This window comes from Ruania zhangjianzhongii (genome assembly GCF_008000995.1).
GTDB lineage: Bacteria > Actinomycetota > Actinomycetes > Actinomycetales > Beutenbergiaceae > Ruania > Ruania zhangjianzhongii.
This window is the reverse complement of sequence record NZ_CP042828.1, coordinates 1,633,130-1,652,855: the sequence shown is the minus strand read 5'-3', so window position 1 is coordinate 1,652,855 and position 19,726 is coordinate 1,633,130. Positions and strand designations below refer to the sequence as shown.

Below are 19,726 nucleotides of genomic sequence, written 5' to 3'. Positions count from 1 at the left end.
CCCCAGCGTGCCACCAGGGCCCGGCTCGGGGGAAATGCGCGCGCCGCCGGTCATCAGGCCGGGTCCAGCACGAGCACCGGCCGGGCAAGGTTGCCGGCGTCATTGTCGGTGAGCAGGGCGATGCCGTGTCCGTCCGGGTCGAACGCGGCGATCACGCCGGAGCTTCCGGTGGCGTCGAGCTTCTGCCCGTACCGCACCGCGCGCGCCTCGGCGGCAGTCAGCTCACGGGCCGGGAACCGTGCCCGGAGCGCGTCGGTGACGCTGAGCAGGTCGACCCGTTCAGCGAGCTCGGTCAGCGTGTGTGCGCCTTGGAGGTCGAACGGTCCCACCCGGTGGCGCCGCAGTGCGGTGAGATGGCCGCCGGTGCCCAGCTCCGCACCGAGGTCGCGGGCCAGCGCCCGCACATAGGTGCCGGACGAGCACTCCACGCGCACGTCCAGGTCGAGCACCGCAGTGCCGTCGTCGGCCACCGCCGGCCGGGAGCCGGTGACCTCGAAGGTATGCACAGTGATCTGCCGGGCAGTCAGGGCGACCTCCTGCCCGGCGCGCACGCGGGCGTAGGAGCGCTGTCCGTTCACCTTGATCGCGCTGACCGCACTGGGCACCTGGTCGATCGTGCCGGTCAGGCCGAGGACGGCGGCGGGCAGCCGGGTGGTCAGCTCACCCGGGTGCGCAGCACCTGGGGAGCGGGTGATCTCGCCCTCGGCGTCGTCGGTCACCGTGTCCTGGCCCAGCCGCACGGTGGCGGTGTACTCCTTGTCCGCACCGACCAGGTAGGTGAGCAGCCGGGTGGCGCGGTTCACCCCGAGCACGAGCAGCCCGGTCGCCATCGGGTCCAGGGTGCCCGCGTGCCCGATCTTGCGGGTCCCGGCCAGCCGGCGCATCCGGGCGACGACGTCATGGCTGGTCCACTCGGCGGGCTTGTCCACCAGGACCAGCCCGTCGCCGACCGGCTCAGCGTTGCTGCGGGTCATCGCCGGCGTCGGCGTCCTCGGCAGCGTCGGTGTCCTCGGCGGGTGCTCGGTACGGGTCGGCGTCGCCGGCGTAGGCAGCACCCTGGCGTTTGGCGGCCAGGGCAGCATCGTCGGCTGCGGCCCGGCGCAGCGCGTCCTCGAGGTGGGCGGCAGTCTCCGGGAGCGCGTCCGGGACGAACTCCAGCGTGGGGGTCAGCCGCACCCCGGTCCGCTTGCCCACCTCGGAACGGATCAAGCCCTTGGCCGAAGCCAGCGCTGCGGCCGAGGAGGCGCGCTCCTCGTCGTCTCCGAGCACGGTGTAGAAGACGGTGGCGTGCTGCAGGTCCCCGGTCACCCGGACGTCGGTCACGGTGACGAAGCCGAGGCGCGGGTCCTTGATCCTGGTGTCGAGCATGGTGGCCACGATCTGCTGGATCGCATCGGCCAGCTTGCGAGCGCGCGGGCTGTCAGCCATGGGAAGTCCTTCTGTCCTGGTGGCGGTCAGGCCGCCGGATGCGGCGCCCGAGTGGGCGCCGCTGGTCGTGATTGTGCCAGCCGACGGCGGTCGGGAGCACACCTGCAGGTGCTGCTCCCGACGCCGTCGGCTGCGTGGCGACGATCAGTCGCGCGGCTTCTCGCGCATCTCGAACGTCTCGATGACATCGCCCTCGGCAACGTCCCGGTGGCCCAGGCCGATACCGCACTCGAAGCCCTCGCGGACCTCGACGACGTCGTCCTTCTCCCGCCGCAGCGAGGAGACGGACAGATCGTCGGCAATCACCACGCCGTCGCGCAGCAAGCGTGCCTTGCTGTTCCGGCGGATGGTGCCGGAACGGACGATCGAGCCGGCGATGTTGCCGAACTTGGAGGACCGGAACACCTGGCGGATCTCCGCCGTGCCCAGCTGGACCTCCTCGAACTCCGGCTTGAGCATGCCCTTGAGCGCGCTCTCCACCTCCTCGATCGCGGCGTAGATGACCGAGTAGTACTTGATCTCCACACCCTCGCGGTCGGCGATCTCGGTGACCCGCTCGGCAGGACGCACGTTGAAGCCGATGATCACCGCGTTGTCGACAGTGGCGAGGTTGACGTCGTTCTGCGTGATCGCACCGACACCACGGTGGATGATCCGCAGGTCGACCTCGTCGCCCACATCGATCTTGAGCAGCGCGTCCTCCAGTGCCTCCACGGCACCGGACACGTCGCCCTTGAGGACCAGGTTGAGGGTCTCGACCTTGCCCTGCTCGAGCGCCTGGGTGAACTCCTCCAGCGAGATCCGCTTCCGGCGCTTGGCCAGGGTCGCGGCACGCTCGGCGGCCTCGCGCTTGTCGGCGATCTGCCGGGCGGTTCGGTCGTCGGGCGCCACCAGGAAGGTGTCACCGGCGCGGGGCACGGAGGTGAGCCCGAGCACCTGGACCGGCCGGGCCGGGCCCGCCTCGGCGACGTTCTCACCGTGTTCGTCGAACATGGCCCGAACCCGCCCGTGGGCGGTCCCGGCGACGATCGAGTCCCCGACAGCCAGGGTGCCGGACTGGACCAGGACGGTTGCTACCGCACCCCGGCCCTTGTCCAGGTTCGCCTCGATCGCCACACCACGTGCGTCCTTCCCCGGGTTGGCCCGCAGCTCCAGCGCGGCGTCTGCGGTGAGCAGCACGGCCTCGAGGAGCTCTTCGATACCGGAGCGCTGGGTCGCCGAGACGTTCACGAACATCGTCTCGCCGCCGTACTCCTCGGCCACCAGGTTGTACTCGGTGAGCTGCTGGCGGATCTTGTCCGGGTTGGAGTCCGGCTTGTCCACCTTGTTCACCGCGACCACGATCGGCACGTTCGCCGACTGTGCGTGGTTCAGCGCTTCGATCGTCTGCGGCATCACACCGTCATCGGCAGCGACCACGAGGATCGCAATGTCGGTGACGTCGGCACCACGGGCACGCATGGCGGTGAACGCCTCGTGACCGGGGGTGTCGATGAAGGTGATGGCACGGTCGACGTCCTCGTGCTCGGTACGCACCTGGTAGGCGCCGATGTGCTGGGTGATCCCCCCGGCTTCATCGGCCACCACGTCCGTGCTGCGGATCGCGTCCAGCAGTCGGGTCTTACCGTGGTCGACGTGACCCATCACGGTCACCACCGGCGGACGCGGGGCGAGGTCCTCCTCGGACTCGCCCGCCTCCTCGGCGGCCAGGTCGATGTCGAAGGACTCCAGCAGCTCGCGGTCCTCCTCCTCCGGCGAGACGATCTCGATCAGGTAGCCGAGCTCGGCGCCCAACGTCTGGAAGGTGTCTTCGTCCAGGGACTGGGTGGCCGTGGCCATCTCACCGAGATGGAACAGCACGGTCACCAGGCTTGCTGGGTCGGCATCGATCCGATCGGCGAAGTCGGCCAGCGATGCGCCGGCGCGGATCCGGATAGACGTGGTGCCGTCACCGCGAGGTACCTGCACGCCGCCGAGCGACGGCGCAGACTGGCGCTCGAACTCCTGCCGCTTCGCCCGCTTGGACTTGCGCCCACGGACCGGACGGCCACCGGCGCGACCGAACGCACCCTGGGTGCTGCCGCGGCCACCGCGACCCCCGCGGCCACCGAAGCCGCCACCGGGACGCGGACCGAAGCCACCGCCGCCGCCACCGCCGCCGGGACCGCCACCGCGGCCACCGCCTCGGCCACCGCCGCCACCGCCACCACCGCGGGTGGGGGCGCCGGGTCGACCGACCGAGCTGCGACCGGGCATCATCCCGGGAGACGGGCGCACGCCACCGGGGCGCGCCTCATCAGTGCTACGACCCTCGCCGCCACCGTGACGCTGCCCGCCGCCGGATCCGCTGCGGGTCGGACCGCCCGGACGCGGGCTGCCGGGGCGCGGCATGCCCTGAGCGGGGGCGAACGGGTTGTTCCCCGGACGCGGACCACCGCCACCCTGCCGGCCCTGGCCGCCACGGCCCTGACCGGGGCGCGGTGCACCGGGCCGAGGCATGCCCTGGGAGGAGGCGAACGGGTTGTTCCCGGGACGGCCACTTCCGGGCCGTGGACCGGGTCGTGCGCCCGGCTTGGGTGCGGCCGGGGTCGGCCGGTCTGCTTCGGGGGCGGACTCGGCCTCGGCCGCCGGTGCCGCGGGTGCCGCGGGTGCCGCCGGCTCGGCCGGAGCCGCCGGGGTGGGCGGGGTCGGCTCAGCTGCTGGCTCCGGGGCCTTCGGCGCCGGGGTCGGCGCAGCAGGCTCCGCGGCGCGGGGCTCGGCCGGGACGGCCGCAGGCTTCGCCTCGCCACTCGAGGGCTTCTTCGGTGCCGCAGGCTTCTTCTTTGCCGCCGGCTCGGCCGGAGCCTCCTGCTCTGGCTTCGCTGGGAACGCCTCCCGAAGGCGGCGCTGCACCGGCGGTTCGATGGTCGATGACGCAGACTTCACGAACTCACCGAGTTCGTTCAGCTTCGCCATCACGGTCTTGCTGTCGAGTCCAAGCTCCTTCGCGAGCTCATGGACGCGGACTTTTGCCACAACTCTCCTGTCTCGGCCATCCCGAGGCAGGGAGGACCGTCTTAGTGGTGCGTGTTCATCGCAGGGTGCTCATCGGGTGCCCATCGGCTTCTGACCCGCTCTCTTGTTCGATGACCAACGTTCATGCGTGGTGTTCTGGTCGAACCACTCCACCACCGCTGCGTACCCGACCGTAGTCGGAACTCGTAGTGCCCGGGCCAGGGCCCGGCGGGTGATGGCGTGATCCAGGCAGTGCGGCTGCGGATGCACCCACGCTCCCCGGCCCGGGGCGCTCGTGTGAGGATCGACGATCACGGCGGGTGCCGCAGCCGTCCGATCCACCACGAGGCGTACCAGGCTGGACCTCGGGTCTCGAGCCCGGCATCCCACACAGGTACGCACCGGAACTGAGGCGGAGCTCGTCATCACTGCGATCTCTCGTCGACTCCAGGGCGCACCACGGACCGGGATCCGTGGCGGGATGCTTGGGGCAGGTGACCCAACGGGAAACTATACTACTCGGCGACTGGCCGCACCCGCCCGTGTCGGCACCGTGTGCCTGCTTACTCCTCCGGTGCGGCCGGGCTGATCACAGGTTCGTCGACGGCGGTGTCCGGGCGGATATCGATACGCCACCCGGTCAACCGCGCGGCCAGGCGGGCGTTCTGGCCTTCTTTGCCGATCGCCAGCGAGAGCTGGTAGTCGGGCACGATCACCCGCGCGGAGCGCGACGCCTCGTCGACGACCTGCACGCTGGCCACCCGCGCCGGGGACAGTGCGTTGGCCACGAACGTGGCCGGGTCCTCGCTGTGGTCGACGATGTCGATCTTCTCCCCGCGCAGCTCAGCCATCACCGCGCGCACGCGCTGGCCCATCGGCCCGATGCACGCCCCCTTGGCCCCCAGACCGGCGACCGTCGAGCGCACTGCCATCTTGGTCCGGTGCCCGGCCTCACGAGCGAGCGCGGTGATCTCCACGCTGCCGTCGGCGACCTCCGGGACCTCGAGGGCGAACAGCCGGCGCACCAGGTTCGGGTGGGTGCGCGAGACCGTGATACTCGGACCCTTCGCACCGCGGGCGACATCGAGTACGTAGGCGCGGATCCGCTCACCATGGGTGTAGGTCTCGGTCGGCACCTGCTCGTGTGCGGGCAGCACCGCCTCCACCTCACCGAGGTCGATCAGCACCACCCGCGGGTCCGGACCCTGCTGGATCACCCCGGCGACCACCTCGTCCTGCTTGCCGCGGTACTGGCCGAGCACCTGATCGTCCTCGGCGTCGCGAAGCCGCTGCAGGATCACCTGCCGCGCGGTCGCGGTCGCGATCCGGCCGAAGTCGGCCGGTGTGTCGTCGAACTCCGGTCCGAGCTCCGGTGAGGCCTCTTCGTCTCCGTCGACGAGCACCTCCCGGGCATAGACGCTGACATGCCCGCTGCCCCGGTCGAGCTCGACCCGAGCGTGGGTGTAGGCACCGTCGGTGCGGTGGTAGGCGGAGAGCAGCGCCTGTTCGATCGCCCCGACCAGCGTGTCCAGGGGGATGTCGCGCTCCTGCTCGATCATCCGCAGCGTGGTCATGTCGATGTCCATGACGATTCCTCTCAGTCCTGGGCGTCGTCGACGGGTTTGAGCTCCACGTCGATCCGGCCTCGCACCACCTCTGACAGCGGCACGCTGACGCTACCCGATTCCTGCGCCAGCACCACCTCGGACTCGGTGACCTCACGCACTCGTCCGGAGCTCGTCCCGGACTTTGTGGTGATCGTCACCAACCGCCCCTGCGCGCGGCGGAAGTGGCGGGCGTTCTCCAGCCGACGGCTCACCCCGGGCGTGGAGACCTCCAGCAGGTAGGAACCGGTCAACAGGTCCTCAGCATCGTCCAGCCGCCCGGACACGGCGCGGGAGACGTCGGCGAGCTGGTCGGAACTGACACCGCCCGGCCCATCGGGCAGGTCCACGGTCACGCGCACCAGGCGGCGGCTGGAGGCACCACTGACTCGCACACCCTCCAGGTACAGGCCGGCAGTGTCGACCACGGGCTCGAGGATCTCCTCCACCTGCGCGCTGAGCGCTTCAGGTCCGGGGGACGGACTCATCGCTTGATCTCCTTGTGCAGTTGTCGATTGACCGCGTGCTGCACAGCCTAGGCCGCGGTCCATGGCACGATCAACGCGTGCACTCTCCCGCTCCGACCCGCCACACCCGGGCCGTCACCACCCCCGCAGCAGGTCTGGTCACCGTGATCCTGCTCGTCCTGGCGCTGACCGGGTGCTCGGTGCGGCTGGACTCCCCGCCTCCCGAGGTGCCCACTGCGGATGCCGCCGAAACTGTGCGCGCGGAGCTCGCGGAGAGCACCGAGACGCTCATCACCCTGGCCAGAGCTGCAGCCGGCGAAGAGGGTGGCGAGGACGCGAGCGCGGAGCTCCTCGCGCTGGCGGATGCTTCGGCCGCGCATCTGGAGGCGCTCGGCGGCATCTGGACCCCACCGCCGCGCCCGGACGATCCCAGCCCGACCCCCGAACCGGAACCGACCGCCACCGGAGAGGAGGTGCTGGCGGCGCTGACCGAGGCTGCCGGGCAGGTCCAGGAAGCTCTGGCCGAACCGCTCTGGGAGCCGGACACGGCCACGCTGCTGGGCTCCATCGCGGTGTACCGGGACGGTGCGCTGGTGCGCCTCGCCGAGACGATCGGGAGCGAGGCGCCGGCCGCGCCGGAACCGGACGGCGCGCTGCCTGAGCAGCTCGATGCCGGGACAGCGCCGCTGTGCCGCACCCTGGACGCCCTCGGCTACGCCTACGAGGTGCAGGCCGCGCGCGGCAGCGGCGACGAACGCGATCGGGCCGTCGCCCGGGCGGAGCAAAGCCGGGCGCTGGCCGAGCAGGTGGCGGTCCTGGCCGGCTACGACGGCACTGCCGATGACCCACGCCAGGTGAGCTACGCCGTCGGCGAGGACCTGAGCGAGACGATCGGGACCTGGCGGGCTCAGCTGGTGCCCGCCTGGCTGACACTGATCGGACCGGCCTCGGCCGGGGACCGCAGCGTCCTGCTCACCTGGACTCGTGCCGCGGCGGCCGCCGCACCCCCGCCCGCCGACGAGGCTTTCCCGGGCCTGCAGACCGGCTGACCTTGCGGACCGGCTGACCTTGCGGACCGGCTGACCTTGCAGACCGGCTGACCTTGCGGACCGGCTGACTGGGGGCGAGTGCCCTCAGCCGGCCTGGACCAGGTCGATCACGCGCGCCGCGGCCACACCAGGAGCGATCTCTTCGCGCTCGGCCGTGGCTCGGTGGCGGATCTCCACGAGACCGTCGGCCAGGGACCGGCCGACCACCAGGGCATACGGCATCCCGAGCAGCTCGGCGTCGGCAAACTTCACCCCTGCCGAGACCTTCTTCCGGTCGTCGTAGAGCACCTCGATGCCGGCCGCGTCCAGCTCACCGGCGATCTGCTCGGCGGTGGCGAACACCGCCGGATCCTTCCCGGTGGCCAGCAGGTGTACCTGATACGGCGCCAGGTTCACCGGCCAGGCCAGCCCCTTGGCGTCCAGGGTGTTCTCCGCCACGGCGGCCACCGCCCGGGAGACGCCGATGCCGTAGGAGCCCATGGTGACGGTCGCCGTCTTGCCGTTCTCGTCCAGCACGGTCAGGCCGAGCGCCTCGGCGTACTTGCGGCCCAGGGCGAAGACGTGTCCCATCTCGATCCCGCGCGCCAGCTCCAGCGGCCCGGAACCGTCCGGTGCGGGATCCCCTGCGCGCACTTCTGCTGCCTCGATGGTGCCGTCAGCAGTGAAGTCGCGGCCGGCGACCAGGCCGAAGACGTGCTGGCCGTCCCGGTCCGCACCGGTGACCCAGCTGGTGCCGGGCACCACTCGAGGATCGAGCAGGTAACGCAGCGCGGTGCGGTCCTCACCGTCACCGGCCGCTGTGTTCGGCCCGACCACGGCAGGGCCGATGTAGCCCTTCACCAGCTCCGGCCGGGCGGTGATCTGCTCGTCGGTGGCGGCGGCCACCGTCGTCGGTTCGAGCGCGCCGGCGAGCCGGTCCAGGTCGACGTCACGGTCCCCCGGCAGCCCGACGACCACCAGTTCCTCGCTGCCGTCTGCATGGTGGAGCGCGAGCACGACGTTCTTCAGGGTGTCCGCCGCGGACCAGGGACGATCCGGGCGGGGGAAGAGCTCGTTGGCGCGATCGACCAGTGCCTCGATGGTGGTGGAGTCCGGGGTGTCCCGGACCTCAGCGGGCGGCAGGCCCGTCGAATCGATCGGCTCCGGAACGGCAGACTGGGCAGCCTCGATGTTGGCGGCGTAGCCCCCCGGGGAACGCACGAACGTGTCCTCACCCGACAGCGTCGGAAACAGGAACTCCTCGGAGAGCGAACCACCCATCGCTCCGCTGGTGGCAGCCACGATCACGTACTCCAGGCCCAACCGGGTGAAGATCCGCTCGTAGGCGTCCCGCTGCACCTGGTAGGACCGCTCCAGCCCGGCGTCGTCGATGTCGAAGGAGTACGCATCCTTCATGATGAACTCGCGCCCGCGCAGCAGCCCGGCTCGAGGGCGAGCCTCGTCGCGGTACTTGGTCTGGATCTGGAACAGGGTCAGCGGCAGGTCCTTGTACGAGGAGTACAGGTCCTTGACCAGCAGGGTGAACAGCTCCTCGTGCGTGGGCGCGAGCAGGTAGTCGTTCTCCCGCCGGTCCTTGAGCCGGAAGATGTTCGGCCCGTAGTCAGTCCAGCGGCCGGTTGCCTCGTAGGGCTCCCGCGGCAGCAGCGCCGGGAAGTGCACCTCCTGGGCGCCGGCAGCGGTCATTTCCTCGCGCACGATCTGCTCGATCTTGCTGAGCACGCGCAGACCGAGCGGCAGCCAGCTGTACATGCCCGGCGCCGCCCGCCGGATATATCCAGCGCGCACCAGGAGGCGGTGGCTGGGGAGCTCGGCATCGGCCGGGTCTTCTCGTAGGGTCCGCAGGAACAGGGACGACATCCGCATCAGCACCCGGCGAGTCTATCGGCCACCCGATGGGACCTCCGCCGAATGGCCCGCGGCCAGGACACTGGCGGCCGGGCTGTGCCCGCGGCACACTGGGTGCCATGCCGGAGATGCCCGAGGTGCAGGGACTGGTGGACTTCCTGGCGGCGCGCACCAGCGGCCGGCGGATCAGCGTGGCGCGGTTGGCCTCGATCCAGGCGCTGAAGACCTTCCAGCCACCGTTGGAGGACCTGCTCGGCGGCACGGTCACCGGGGCTGCTCGGCACGGTAAGTGGCTGGATCTGAGGGTGCGGCCGATGTCCGGCGACGGCGCAGTCCACCTGGTCTTCCACCTCGCCCGGGCCGGGTGGTTGCGCTGGTACGAGGAGTTGCCGAAGACGCAGGTACGACCCGGCCGCTCCCCGATCGCGCTTCGGGTCGGCTTCGACGACGGTTCCGGATTCGACCTGACGGAGGCCGGCACGAGGAAGAAGCTGGCGGTGTATCTGGTCACCGACCCGGCCCAGGTGCCGATGGTGGCTAGCCTCGGCCCTGATCCGCTCGACGAGTCGTTCACCGCTGCCCTGCTCGGCGAGATCTTGGGCTCGCGGCGGACCCAGCTGAAGGGAGTGCTGCGGAACCAGTCGGTGATCGCCGGGATCGGCAACGCCTACAGCGACGAGATCCTGCACGCCGCCCGGATGAGTCCGTTCGCGATCAGCGCCACCCTGTCCGAGACGGAGGTCGCCGGGCTGCACGAGTCGATCCAGACCGTGCTCGCCGCCGCGGTCGAGGGAGCGAGCGGGCGGCCCGCGGCGGAGCTGAAGGATGCGAAGCGCGCGGGGATGGCGGTGCACGGTCGCGCCGGTCAGAAGTGTCCGGTGTGTGCCGCCACCGTGGCGGAGGTGTCCTTCGCGGACTCGTCGCTGCAGTACTGCCCGACCTGTCAGACCGGTGGCAAGCTACTCGCCGACCGACGGATGTCCCGGCTGCTGCGCTGAGGCTGGCCGGATCCCCGCGCACGTCCTGCCGCCGCACGCCCACTCCCCCAGCAGCCCGGTCGCGACCCGCTCCCTACCGGCCGGTTCGTGGCCCGCTCCCTACCCGCCGGTGGCGTGGCCCGCTCCCCTACCGGCCGGTTCGTTACCGGCTTCGCCGGGGCGATACCCCGGAGCACGACTCCTCGCGAGAAGTAACGACTGAATGGATTCAACTGACGGGGGGTGGGCGGAGGGTTGGGTGGGCAGGTGGAGGGTTGGAGGGGTGGGCGGGGCGGGAGGCTAGAAGAGGACAGTGGCGAAGGTGCCCACCTGGGTGAAGCCGACCTTCCGGTAGACCGCGAGCGCGGCGGTGTTGTAGCCGTTGACGTACAACGAGACCACTGGTGCCACATGCCGCTGGGCGTACTCGACCACTGCTGCCATCCCGGCTGCGGCGTACCCGCGACCGCGGTAGCGGGGGTTCACCCAGACCCCCTGCACCTGGGTCACGCCGAGGGCCACTGTGCCCAACTCGGCCTTGAAGATGACTTCCCTGCCGTACTCGGTCTGCGCCACCCAGGACAACGAGCGTCCGGATTCCACCAGGGTGCGCACGCGCCGCTCATAACCGTTGCCGGCGTCCATCGGGGAGTAGCCCACCTCTTCGGTGAACATCGCCACACAGGCAGGCAGCAGCACATCCAGATCGGCGCGGTCGGAGAGCCGTACCCGGGCTTCGGCGGCGACCAGCGGCTCGCCGGTGATGATCAACGACGGCTGATCGGCCCGCACCTCCCGCGGCGGCGGCGCATCGGCTTCCAGCAGCTCCCACAGCGGCAGCACGTCCTGAGCCGGTCCGACGATCGAGGAGTATCGGCGCCGGCGTGCTCGCAACCGTTCGGCCACCAGCTCGGCACCACCCGGAGGCATCCGGTAGGGCACGACGTTCCCGCCGGTCCAGCACAGCCCCTGCAGGCTTCCGCCGGCCATCAGGCACCAGAGCTGGTCACCGTAGAAGGAGAACCGGCCGAGCGCCTCGACGTGCTCACCGAGCAGCGCCGCATCCACCGGTGCCTGGAGGCAGAAGTCCCGGATGTCGCCGGTCGGTAGCCCGCGCGCGTCCCGCACGTCCAGCGCGGGGGCGGGGCGAGCGGTCCGGGAACGGCGGGGCCACGACGGCATGATGCGATTGTGCCGCACCTGGGCCCACCTAGGAGACCGTCACCGCCACCGGCCCGGATTCCTGCTCCGATCCCATCTGCTCGGCGATCCGGTTCGCCTCAGCCAGCAGGGTCGTCACGATCTCCGCCTCGGGGACGGTCTTGATCACCTCGCCCTTGACGAAGATCTGACCCTTGCCGTTGCCGGAGGCCACGCCGAGGTCTGCCTCCCGGGCCTCACCGGGGCCGTTCACCACACAGCCCATCACAGCCACGCGAAGCGGCACGGTGAGGTGTTCCAGCCCGGCGGTGACCTCGTCCGCGAGGGTGTACACGTCCACCTGGGCGCGCCCGCAGGAGGGGCAGGAGACGATCTCCAACTTGCGCTCGCGCAGGTTCAGCGACTGCAGGATCTGCAGCCCGACCTTCACCTCCTCCACCGGCGGCGCGGACAGCGAGACCCGGATGGTGTCACCGATCCCTTGGCTGAGCAGGGCGCCGAACGCCGTCGCCGACTTGATCGTGCCCTGGAACGCCGGGCCGGCTTCGGTGACCCCGAGGTGCAGCGGCCAGTCCCCGACCTCGGCGAGCAGCTCGTAGGCGCGCACCATCACCACCGGGTCGTTGTGCTTCACGGAGATCTTGAAGTCGTGGAAGCCGTGCTCCTCGAACAACGAGGCTTCCCAGACGGCGGACTCCACCAGGGCTTCGGGTGTCGCCTTCTGGTACTTCTCCAGCAGGCGCTTGTCGAGCGAACCGGCGTTCACGCCGATCCGCAGCGACACGTCGGCTGCTGCGGCCGCCGCAGCGATCTCCTTGACCTGGTCGTCGAACTTGCGGATGTTGCCCGGGTTGACCCGCACGGCAGCGCAGCCGGCGTCGATCGCGGCGAACACGTACCGGGGCTGGAAGTGAATGTCGGCGATCACCGGGATCTGCGACTTGGCCGCGATCGCGGGCAGCGCGGCCGCATCGTCGCCCGTCGGAACCGCCACCCGGACGATGTCGCAGCCGGCGGCGGTCAGCTCGGCGATCTGCTGCAAGGTGGCGTTGATGTCGCTGGTGGGGGTGGTAGTCATCGACTGCACCGAGATCGGCGCGTCCCCGCCGACCGGTACGGACCCGACCCGGATCGCGCGCGTCCGGCGCCGCGGCGCCAGCACCGGCGGAGCCTCCTTGACGGTCGGCATCCCCATGTTCACCGGAACGTTCATACGGCGAGTCTCCCACGCTGGTGCCGCGACCGCTGCGGCGGTCGGCGGTCGATTCGGTCCAGACGGTCACGTCAAGTCAGGTCAGATCAGGTCAGATCGGGTCCAGTCAGATCAAGTCGAGACAGATCGGGTCTAGTCAGATCGGGGTCACAACAGCGTCACGGGGTTGAAGATGTCCGCGACCGCGAGCATCAGGCTCATCCCCACCAGCACCACCAGCACCACATAGGTCAGTGGCATCAGCTTCGCCGTATCCGCATGCCCGGGGTCGGGGCGCCCGAACAGCTGGGCCAGCCGACGCCTGGCCCCCTCGAACAAGGCGCCGGCGACGTGCCCACCGTCCAGCGGCAGCAAGGGGATCATGTTGAACACGAACAGCGCCATGTTCAGCGAGGCGACCAGGGAGAGCAGATCGGCGGTCCGTTCCTTCATCCCGTACTGGGCGGCGTCGATCGAGGTGATCTCCCCGGCGAACCGGCCCACCCCGATCAGGCCGACCACACCGGGATCACGCTCGCCACCACCGAAGGTGGACTGCGCGATCGAGACCAACCGTTGCGGCAGGGTGAGCACGACTTCGAAGGTCGAGACCAGCACGTTGCCCACATACGCGGGCACCTCGCTGATCGGCTGGCGGTACAGCTCGTAGGTGGCACCGATACCCACGTAGGCCTGTTCGGCGAGCACCGGAGCACCGTCGTCGTCGAGCACGTACTCACCGTCGCTGACCTGCGGGCGTTCGGTCAGCTCCGGGGTGACGGTCAGCGTCAGCGTCTCCTCGCCCCGCTGTACCTCTACCTCGGCCGGGTCGGTTCCGGTCGCTTCGATCCCGGCGGTGACGTCGGCCCAGCTGTCCACCGGCGTCCCGTTCCAGGAGACGATCCGGTCGCCCGGCTGCAGTCCGGCCGCGGCAGCGGGTGAGGCGGGGTCCGAGGCCGTGCAGTCCCGCTCCTCGGTGGCCGGGACCACGCACTCGGCCACAGACCCGAGCTGGTTGCTCGGGGTGGCCAGGCCGAACCCGGTGAGGATGATCGCGAACAGCACGGCGGAGATGATCAGGTTCACCACCGGCCCGCCGAACATCACCGCCAGCTTGCGCGGTGTGGTGAGCTCGTAGAAAGCTTTGTATCCGTCCCCGGGACGCAACTCGTCGGTGAGCTCGGCGGTGGAGGCGGCCCGGGTGTCCTCGATCACCGAGGCGGCCATCCCGCGCAAACCGGTGCGCCGGACCCGTTCTTCGGTGCGGGCGTCCTCGCTGCGGGTGTCCTCGGCCGGCGGGAACATCCCGATCATCCGCACGTACCCGCCCAGGGGCAGCATCTTGATGCCGTACTCGGTGCCGCCCCGACGGGTGGACCACAGCGTCTTGCCGAAGCCGACGAAGTATTGGGAGACCTTGACCTTGAACAGCTTCGCGGGCACGAGATGTCCGAGCTCGTGCAGCGCGATGGACACGATCAATCCGACCGCGACGATCAGCACACCCAACCAGAAGTCCATAACCGCCCTAGACTACGTCGCGTTCCTGACAGCACGCTGCGCGTGCTCGCGGGCCCAACCGTCCGCGGCGAGCACCCCGGCCAGAGTCAACTCCGCTCCGGTGCGGCGCACCGGGTCCCCGACGGTGCCGGCGTGGCTGTCCACCACCTGGGCGAGGACATCGGTGATCGCGGGAAAGGACAGCTCGCCGGCGTGGAACGCTGCCACACAGACTTCGTTGGCGGCGTTGTACACCGCAGGGAAGGTACCGCCAGCGCGTCCGGCCCGCTCCGCCAGCCGGACCGCGGGGAAGGCCTCGTGGTCGAGTGGGGCGAACTCCCAGCTGCTGGCACGGGACCAGTCGCACGGGGTGTCCACACCGGTCAGCCGCTCCGGCCAGGACAGGCCGAGGGCGATCGGCACCAGCATCCGCGGTGGCCCCGCCTGGGCGATGGTCGACCCGTCGCGGAACTCCACCATCGAGTGGATCTGCTGCTGGGGGTGCACCACCACCTCGATGTCGTTGAAGGGCACCTCGAAGAGCAGGTGCGCCTCGATCACCTCCAAGCCCTTGTTCACCATCGTGGCCGAGTTGGTGGTGACGACCGGCCCCATCGCGAAGTTCGGGTGCCGCAGCGCCTCGGCAGGGGTGACCTCAGCCAGCTCGGCCCGGCTGCGGCCGCGGAACGGTCCGCCGGAGGCGGTGAGCACCAGACGGCGGACCTCAGCCGCGCTGCCGGCGCGCAGGCACTGGGCGATCGCACTGTGTTCGGAGTCCACCGGCACGATCTGGCCCTGCGCCGCGGCGCGGGTCACCAGGGAGCCGCCGACGATCAGCGATTCCTTGTTCGCCAGGGCCAGCACCGATCCGGCGGCCAGGGCGGCCAGCGTCGGGGCCAGCCCGATGCTGCCGGTGATGCCGTTCAGCACCACATCGGCACCATCACCGGCCACTTCGGCTACCCCCGCAGCGCCGGTGAGCACCTCGACCTGCCGCCCACTGCTCCCGGCGCGGGCCGCAGCCTCGGTGAGGGCGGCTCGAAAAGCCGGCACCGCGCCGTCGTCGGCAATCGCGACCCGAGCGGCTCCCACCTGCAGCACCTGCTGCGCGAGCAGCACGGGGTTCGACCCACCGGCGGCGAGCGCCTGGACGCGGAAGGCTTCCGGGTGGGCGGTGATCACCTCGATCGCCTGGGTGCCGATCGATCCGGTCGACCCGAGGACTGTGACCCTGCGGGTCATTCGACGGCCAGCAGCACGTCCACGGCCCGGTCCAGGAACGCATCCACCGGGCCCTCGGCGTACGCGCGCGAGCGAGAGGCAGAGGGGAAGGTGACGTTGCGCAGCTGCCCGGCGGTCAGTGCCGTGCCGGTATCGAAGTAGTCCACCAGCTTGTCCAGTACCGCATCGACGGCGGTCGCCTGGTAGCCACGGCCGCGTTCGGGCGGGGCGAACCGCTCTCCTGCGGGGCGCACCAGCCGGGGGTAGAGGGTGGTGGCGCGTTCGGCGACCTGCTCCATCCAGTCCTCCTGCCCGTGCGCAGCGATGTGGTCAGCGCGGCGACGTTGCACGAACGCGGCCTCCAGCCGGTCCAGCGCTGCGTCCACGGCGGCCGGGTCGTACCCACCGCGGTCCAGCTCGAACGCCACCGTGCGTACATCGCCGCCGTCGAGCTCGGCGGTACCGTCCTCGTAAGCGCTGCGCGCGCGCGTGAAGAAGTCCTCGACCTCGTCCCGGTCGTACCCGCTGCCCCAGCCCTTGACTGTGGGAAACAGATCGGCCATCGCCGGCCCTCCTCTCGCTCGTCGTCGCCTCGCCCGCTTCACCGCTGGTCTGCTGCGTTACTCCTGGTCTGCTGCGTTACTCCTGGTCTGCTGCGTTACTCCTGGGCGGCGAGCTGCCCGCACGCACCGTCGATATCGCTACCACGAGTATCCCGCACTGTGGTGGGGATTCCCGCCGAACGTAAGCGTGCCACGAACTCGTCCTCGACGTGCTTCTCGCTCGCCGTCCAGATCGACCCCGGAGTGGGGTTCAGCGGGATGGGGTTCACGTGCACCCAGCCGTTACCGCGCTTGTTCAGCTCAGCGGCGAGCAGGTCGGCGCGCCAGCCATGGTCGTTCATGTCCTTGATCAGCGCGTACTCGATGCTCACCCGTCGACCGGTGGCCTCGAAGTAGGCGCGGGCGGCGTCCAGCGCCTCGGCCACCGACCAGCGGGAGTTGATCGGCACCAACTCGGAGCGCAGCTCATCGTCCGGCGCGTGCAGGGACAGCGCCAAAGTGACCGGGATGCCCTCGGTGGTGAGCCGGCGGATCGCCGGCACCAGGCCCACCGTGGAGACGGTGATGTGCCGGGCAGACATCCCGAGGCCTTCCGGCGGCGGTGCAACCATCCGGCGCACCGCACCGAGCACGGTCTTCAGGTTCGCCAACGGCTCCCCCATGCCCATGAACACCACGTTGGTCAACCGGCGCTCGCCGCCGGCCAGTTCGCCGCCGGCGCACATCACCGCGGCGTGGCGGACCTGCTCGATCACCTCAGCGGTGGACAGGTTCCGGGTCAGGCCCATCTGCCCGGTGGCACAGAACGGACAGGCCATCCCACAGCCGGCCTGGCTGGAGACACACAGGGTGGCCCGGCCGGGGTAGGCCATCAGCACCGACTCGACCTTGACGTCGTCGAACAGGGACCACAGCGTCTTCACCGTGGCGCCATCATCGGCGGTGAGCCGGCGGTCCTCGTGGAGCAGGTCGGGCAGCAGCAGATCGGACATCTGCTGCCGGGACGCGGCCGGAATGTCGGTCATCTGCTCCGGGTCACGGGTGAGCCGAGCGAAGTAGTGCGTGGACAGCTGCTTGGCCCGGTAGCCGGGTTCGCCGAGCTCGCCGAGCACCTCGATACGTTCAGCCAGGGTGAGGTCCGCCAAGTGTCGGGGCGGCTTCCCGCGGCGGGGGACGGCGAAGGAGAGCTGCGGACGCGACTCGGCATCCGGGGCATGACCGGGCAGGACCTGGGGCTGGGAACTCATGATGGCTCCATTCTCGCTCATGTCGGTGCCAGCACGAGCATCACTGCGAACACCACCGGGGAGGCGAGCAGGATCGAGTCCACCCGGTCCAGGATGCCGCCGTGCCCGGGGAGCAGGGTGCCCATGTCCTTGACGCCCAGGTCACGCTTGAGCAGAGACTCGGCCAGATCGCCGATGATCGCGCCGAGCACTGCCACGACCCCGAGCACCGCGCCGGCCCACCAGTCCAGGTCCAGCCCCCAGAGCGCGAAGCCCACACCCACCGCCACGGCGAGCACCAGGGAGCCGATCGCCCCTTCCCAGGACTTCTTCGGGCTGACAGTGGGCGCCATCGGGTGCCGGCCGAAGAGCACACCCGCGGTGTAGCCGCCGGTGTCGTTCGCGACCACCAGTGCGATCAGCATCAGCACCCGCAGCTCGCCGTCGTCGGCGGAGAGCATGATGGTCAGGAAGCCGGCCAGGAACGGGATATAGGCGGCGGCGAAGATGCCGGTGGTCGCCTCCCGCAGGGCCACCACGCCGCCGCCGTCGACCACCCGCCAGACGAACACCCCACCCGCGGTGAGGACGAAGGCCACCAGCAGGGCCTCGATCCCTGCGGTGTAGGCCGAGACCAGCATGCCGACAGTGCCGACCGCCAACGGCAGCATCGGCAGCCGGATGTCCCGGGTGCGCAGGCTACGGTCCAGCTCCCAGAGCGCGCCGACGCAAGCGAGGATCGCCAGGCCGAGGAAAACTTCTTTGCGGATCAGCAGCGAGGCCAGCAGCACTGCGCCGAGGCCCAGCCCGACTCCGATCGCGACCGGCAGGTTCCGCCCGGCACGGGAAGCAGGCTCGGGTTCGGCCAACAGATCGCGCGGTTCAGGCTCCTCGACAGGTGAGGCGGGTAGCTCGGCCTGGCCCATCGGCAGCTGACCGGTGGTCACCGAATCCGGCTGGTCGGCCAGCTCGGCTTCCAGCTGGGCCGCCCGCTCAGCGGTCCGCCGAGCCCGCCGCGAAGTCGCCGACGGGGCGTCCTCGGGGCTCGGCTCGGAGGTGGGGGTGTCAGCGGGCATGGACGCCTCAGACCTCGAGGAGCTCTTTCTCCTTGCCGGCGAGCAACGCGTCGACGATGTCGGTGTGCTTCTTGGTCAGCGAGTCCAGCTCAGACTGGGCGCGAGCGACCTCGTCCTCGCCGGCCTCGCCGTCCTTGGCGATCCGGTCCAGCTCCTCTTTGGCCCGGCGGCGGACGTTGCGCAGCGCGACCCTGGCGTCCTCACCCTTGGACTTGGCAAGCTTGACGTAGTCGCGGCGGCGCTCCTCGGTCAGGGTGGGCAGCACCACCCGGATCACGTTCCCGTCGTTCCCGGGGTTGACGCCCAGGTCGGACTCCCGCAGCGCCTTCTCGATCGTGGTCATCGCCCCCTTGTCGTAGGGGCCGATCAGCACGGTCCGGGCTTCCTGGATGGTGACCGAGGCGAGCTGCTGCAGTGGTGTGGGCGCGCCGTAGTAGTCCACCTCGATCTTCTCGAACATGCCGGCGTTCGCCCGTCCGGAGCGGATCCCGGCGAAGTCCTCGCGGGCCACCTCGACGGCCTTGTCCATCTTCTCCTCGGCTTCGAGAAGGGTCTCGTCGATCACGCTTGCTCCTTGGTCTGGGGATCGGGCTCGGACGTCACGATGGTTCCGATCTTCTCACCCTTGAGCGCACCGGCGACGTTTCCGGGGGTGCCCATCCCGAACACCCGCATCGTCAGCCGGTTGTCGCGGCACAGGGCCAGGGCGGTGGAGTCGACGACCCGCAGGTCCTTCTGGATCGCCTCGTCGAAGGTGAGGTGGTCGATGCGCACCGCGGTCGGGTCGGTGCGCGGATCGGCGGTGTAGACGCCGTCCACACCGTTCTTACCGACCAGGACCTCCTCGCAGTGCGTCTCCAGGGCGCGCTGGATCGCGACCGTGTCGGTGGAGAAGTACGGCATGCCCGCACCGGCGCCGAAGACCACGGCGCGGCCCTTCTCCAGGTGCCGGATGGCACGCAGCGGGATGTACGGTTCGGCGACCTGGCCCATGGTGATGGCGGTCTGCACCCGGGTGCTCACCGACGCCTTCTCCAGGAAGTCTTGTAGGGCCAGGCAGTTCATCACCGTGCCGAGCATGCCCATGTAGTCGGCGCGGGCTCGGTCCAGTCCGCGCTGGGACAGCTCGGCGCCACGGAAGAAGTTCCCGCCACCGACAACGATCGCCACCTGGATACCGTCGTGCACGGCGGTGGCGATCTCTCTGGCGATCGCCGAGACCATGTCCGGGTCCAGGCCGACCGATCCACCGCCGAACACCTCGCCGGAGAGCTTGAGCAGAACGCGGCGTGCGGCAGGTGATGCGGTGGTCATCGGCTTCCTCCCAGAGATGTACGGACAGCAGGTGTGTAGCGAGTGTCCCGGTGGTCCCGGCCGATCAGGTCAGGTCCCTGAGGTGATGGTACGGGTGTGGCCCCGGTCC

Annotated in this window: 18 protein-coding genes; 2 read left to right on the top strand and 16 right to left on the bottom strand. The window is 70.2% G+C overall.

Going from position 1 to position 19,726, the window contains the following annotated elements:
- Nucleotides 1–53 precede the first annotated feature (53 nt).
- The 6 genes from truB to FU260_RS07655 all read right to left on the bottom strand — a co-directional run bounded on the left by truB (nucleotide 54) and on the right by FU260_RS07655 (nucleotide 6,514).
- Entirely contained in the window at nucleotides 54–974 is a 921-nt protein-coding gene (truB, locus tag FU260_RS07680; RefSeq protein ID WP_147916529.1) for a tRNA pseudouridine(55) synthase TruB, read from the bottom strand.
- Nucleotides 955–1,428, bottom strand: coding sequence for a 30S ribosome-binding factor RbfA (gene rbfA / locus FU260_RS07675; protein WP_147916528.1), 474 nt, complete (start codon nucleotides 1,426–1,428; stop codon nucleotides 955–957). Before rbfA ends, truB begins: the two co-directional genes overlap by 20 nt.
- Before the next feature lie 144 nt (nucleotides 1,429–1,572).
- On the bottom strand, nucleotides 1,573–4,443 hold the full coding sequence (gene infB / locus FU260_RS07670) for a translation initiation factor IF-2 (protein ID WP_147916527.1): 2,871 nt from the start codon (nucleotides 4,441–4,443) through the stop codon (nucleotides 1,573–1,575).
- 69 nt (nucleotides 4,444–4,512) lie between these two features.
- Complete coding sequence (locus FU260_RS07665) at nucleotides 4,513–4,848, bottom strand: YlxR family protein (RefSeq protein ID WP_147916526.1); 336 nt, start codon at nucleotides 4,846–4,848, stop codon at nucleotides 4,513–4,515.
- A 137-nt stretch (nucleotides 4,849–4,985) separates the two neighbouring features.
- Nucleotides 4,986–6,008, bottom strand: a complete 1,023-nt coding sequence (nusA, locus tag FU260_RS07660) for a transcription termination factor NusA (protein ID WP_147916525.1) — start codon at nucleotides 6,006–6,008, stop codon at nucleotides 4,986–4,988.
- 11 nt (nucleotides 6,009–6,019) lie between these two features.
- Complete coding sequence (locus FU260_RS07655) at nucleotides 6,020–6,514, bottom strand: ribosome maturation factor RimP (RefSeq protein ID WP_147916524.1); 495 nt, start codon at nucleotides 6,512–6,514, stop codon at nucleotides 6,020–6,022.
- A gap of 77 nt (nucleotides 6,515–6,591) precedes the next feature.
- Between FU260_RS07655 and FU260_RS07650 the strand changes: the two genes are divergently transcribed.
- Nucleotides 6,592–7,542 carry a DUF4439 domain-containing protein gene (locus tag FU260_RS07650; protein ID WP_168211689.1) on the top strand — a complete coding sequence of 317 codons (951 nt, stop codon included), beginning with the start codon at nucleotides 6,592–6,594 and terminating at the stop codon, nucleotides 7,540–7,542.
- An 84-nt stretch (nucleotides 7,543–7,626) separates the two neighbouring features.
- Here the strand turns inward: FU260_RS07650 and FU260_RS07645 are convergent, their stop codons facing one another.
- Entirely contained in the window at nucleotides 7,627–9,411 is a 1,785-nt protein-coding gene (locus tag FU260_RS07645; protein WP_210418219.1) for a proline--tRNA ligase, read from the bottom strand.
- A 95-nt stretch (nucleotides 9,412–9,506) separates the two neighbouring features.
- Here FU260_RS07645 and FU260_RS07640 point away from each other — a divergent pair, with 95 nt between their 5' ends.
- Nucleotides 9,507–10,385: an Fpg/Nei family DNA glycosylase gene (locus tag FU260_RS07640; protein WP_147916522.1), complete on the top strand. Its 879-nt coding sequence runs from the start codon at nucleotides 9,507–9,509 to the stop codon at nucleotides 10,383–10,385.
- A gap of 279 nt (nucleotides 10,386–10,664) precedes the next feature.
- On the opposite strand, the gene FU260_RS07635 is transcribed toward FU260_RS07640, so the two are convergent.
- The 9 genes from FU260_RS07635 to pyrH form a co-directional block, all read right to left on the bottom strand.
- The gene (locus FU260_RS07635; protein ID WP_147916521.1) at nucleotides 10,665–11,546 is read right to left on the bottom strand and encodes a GNAT family N-acetyltransferase; all 882 of its coding nucleotides are present in this window, start codon (nucleotides 11,544–11,546) and stop codon (nucleotides 10,665–10,667) included.
- A gap of 28 nt (nucleotides 11,547–11,574) precedes the next feature.
- The gene (ispG, locus tag FU260_RS07630; protein ID WP_147916520.1) at nucleotides 11,575–12,738 is read right to left on the bottom strand and encodes a flavodoxin-dependent (E)-4-hydroxy-3-methylbut-2-enyl-diphosphate synthase; all 1,164 of its coding nucleotides are present in this window, start codon (nucleotides 12,736–12,738) and stop codon (nucleotides 11,575–11,577) included.
- 147 nt (nucleotides 12,739–12,885) lie between these two features.
- Nucleotides 12,886–14,238, bottom strand: a complete 1,353-nt coding sequence (locus FU260_RS07625; protein WP_147916519.1) for a M50 family metallopeptidase — start codon at nucleotides 14,236–14,238, stop codon at nucleotides 12,886–12,888.
- A gap of 12 nt (nucleotides 14,239–14,250) precedes the next feature.
- Nucleotides 14,251–15,459: a 1-deoxy-D-xylulose-5-phosphate reductoisomerase gene (gene dxr, locus FU260_RS07620; protein ID WP_147916518.1), complete on the bottom strand. Its 1,209-nt coding sequence runs from the start codon at nucleotides 15,457–15,459 to the stop codon at nucleotides 14,251–14,253.
- Complete coding sequence (locus tag FU260_RS07615; protein WP_147916517.1) at nucleotides 15,456–16,001, bottom strand: DivIVA domain-containing protein; 546 nt, start codon at nucleotides 15,999–16,001, stop codon at nucleotides 15,456–15,458. The genes dxr and FU260_RS07615 overlap by 4 nt, the downstream gene beginning before the upstream one ends.
- A gap of 95 nt (nucleotides 16,002–16,096) precedes the next feature.
- Nucleotides 16,097–17,248, bottom strand: coding sequence for a dual-specificity RNA methyltransferase RlmN (gene rlmN / locus FU260_RS07610; protein WP_187368373.1), 1,152 nt, complete (start codon nucleotides 17,246–17,248; stop codon nucleotides 16,097–16,099).
- A 17-nt stretch (nucleotides 17,249–17,265) separates the two neighbouring features.
- Entirely contained in the window at nucleotides 17,266–18,303 is a 1,038-nt protein-coding gene (locus FU260_RS07605; protein ID WP_235912236.1) for a phosphatidate cytidylyltransferase, read from the bottom strand.
- Nucleotides 18,304–18,310: 7 nt separating this feature from the next.
- Nucleotides 18,311–18,868: a ribosome recycling factor gene (frr, locus tag FU260_RS07600; protein ID WP_147916515.1), complete on the bottom strand. Its 558-nt coding sequence runs from the start codon at nucleotides 18,866–18,868 to the stop codon at nucleotides 18,311–18,313.
- Nucleotides 18,865–19,617, bottom strand: a complete 753-nt coding sequence (pyrH, locus tag FU260_RS07595) for a UMP kinase (RefSeq protein WP_147916514.1) — start codon at nucleotides 19,615–19,617, stop codon at nucleotides 18,865–18,867. The genes frr and pyrH overlap by 4 nt, the downstream gene beginning before the upstream one ends.
- Between the last annotated feature and the right edge of the window lie 109 nt (nucleotides 19,618–19,726).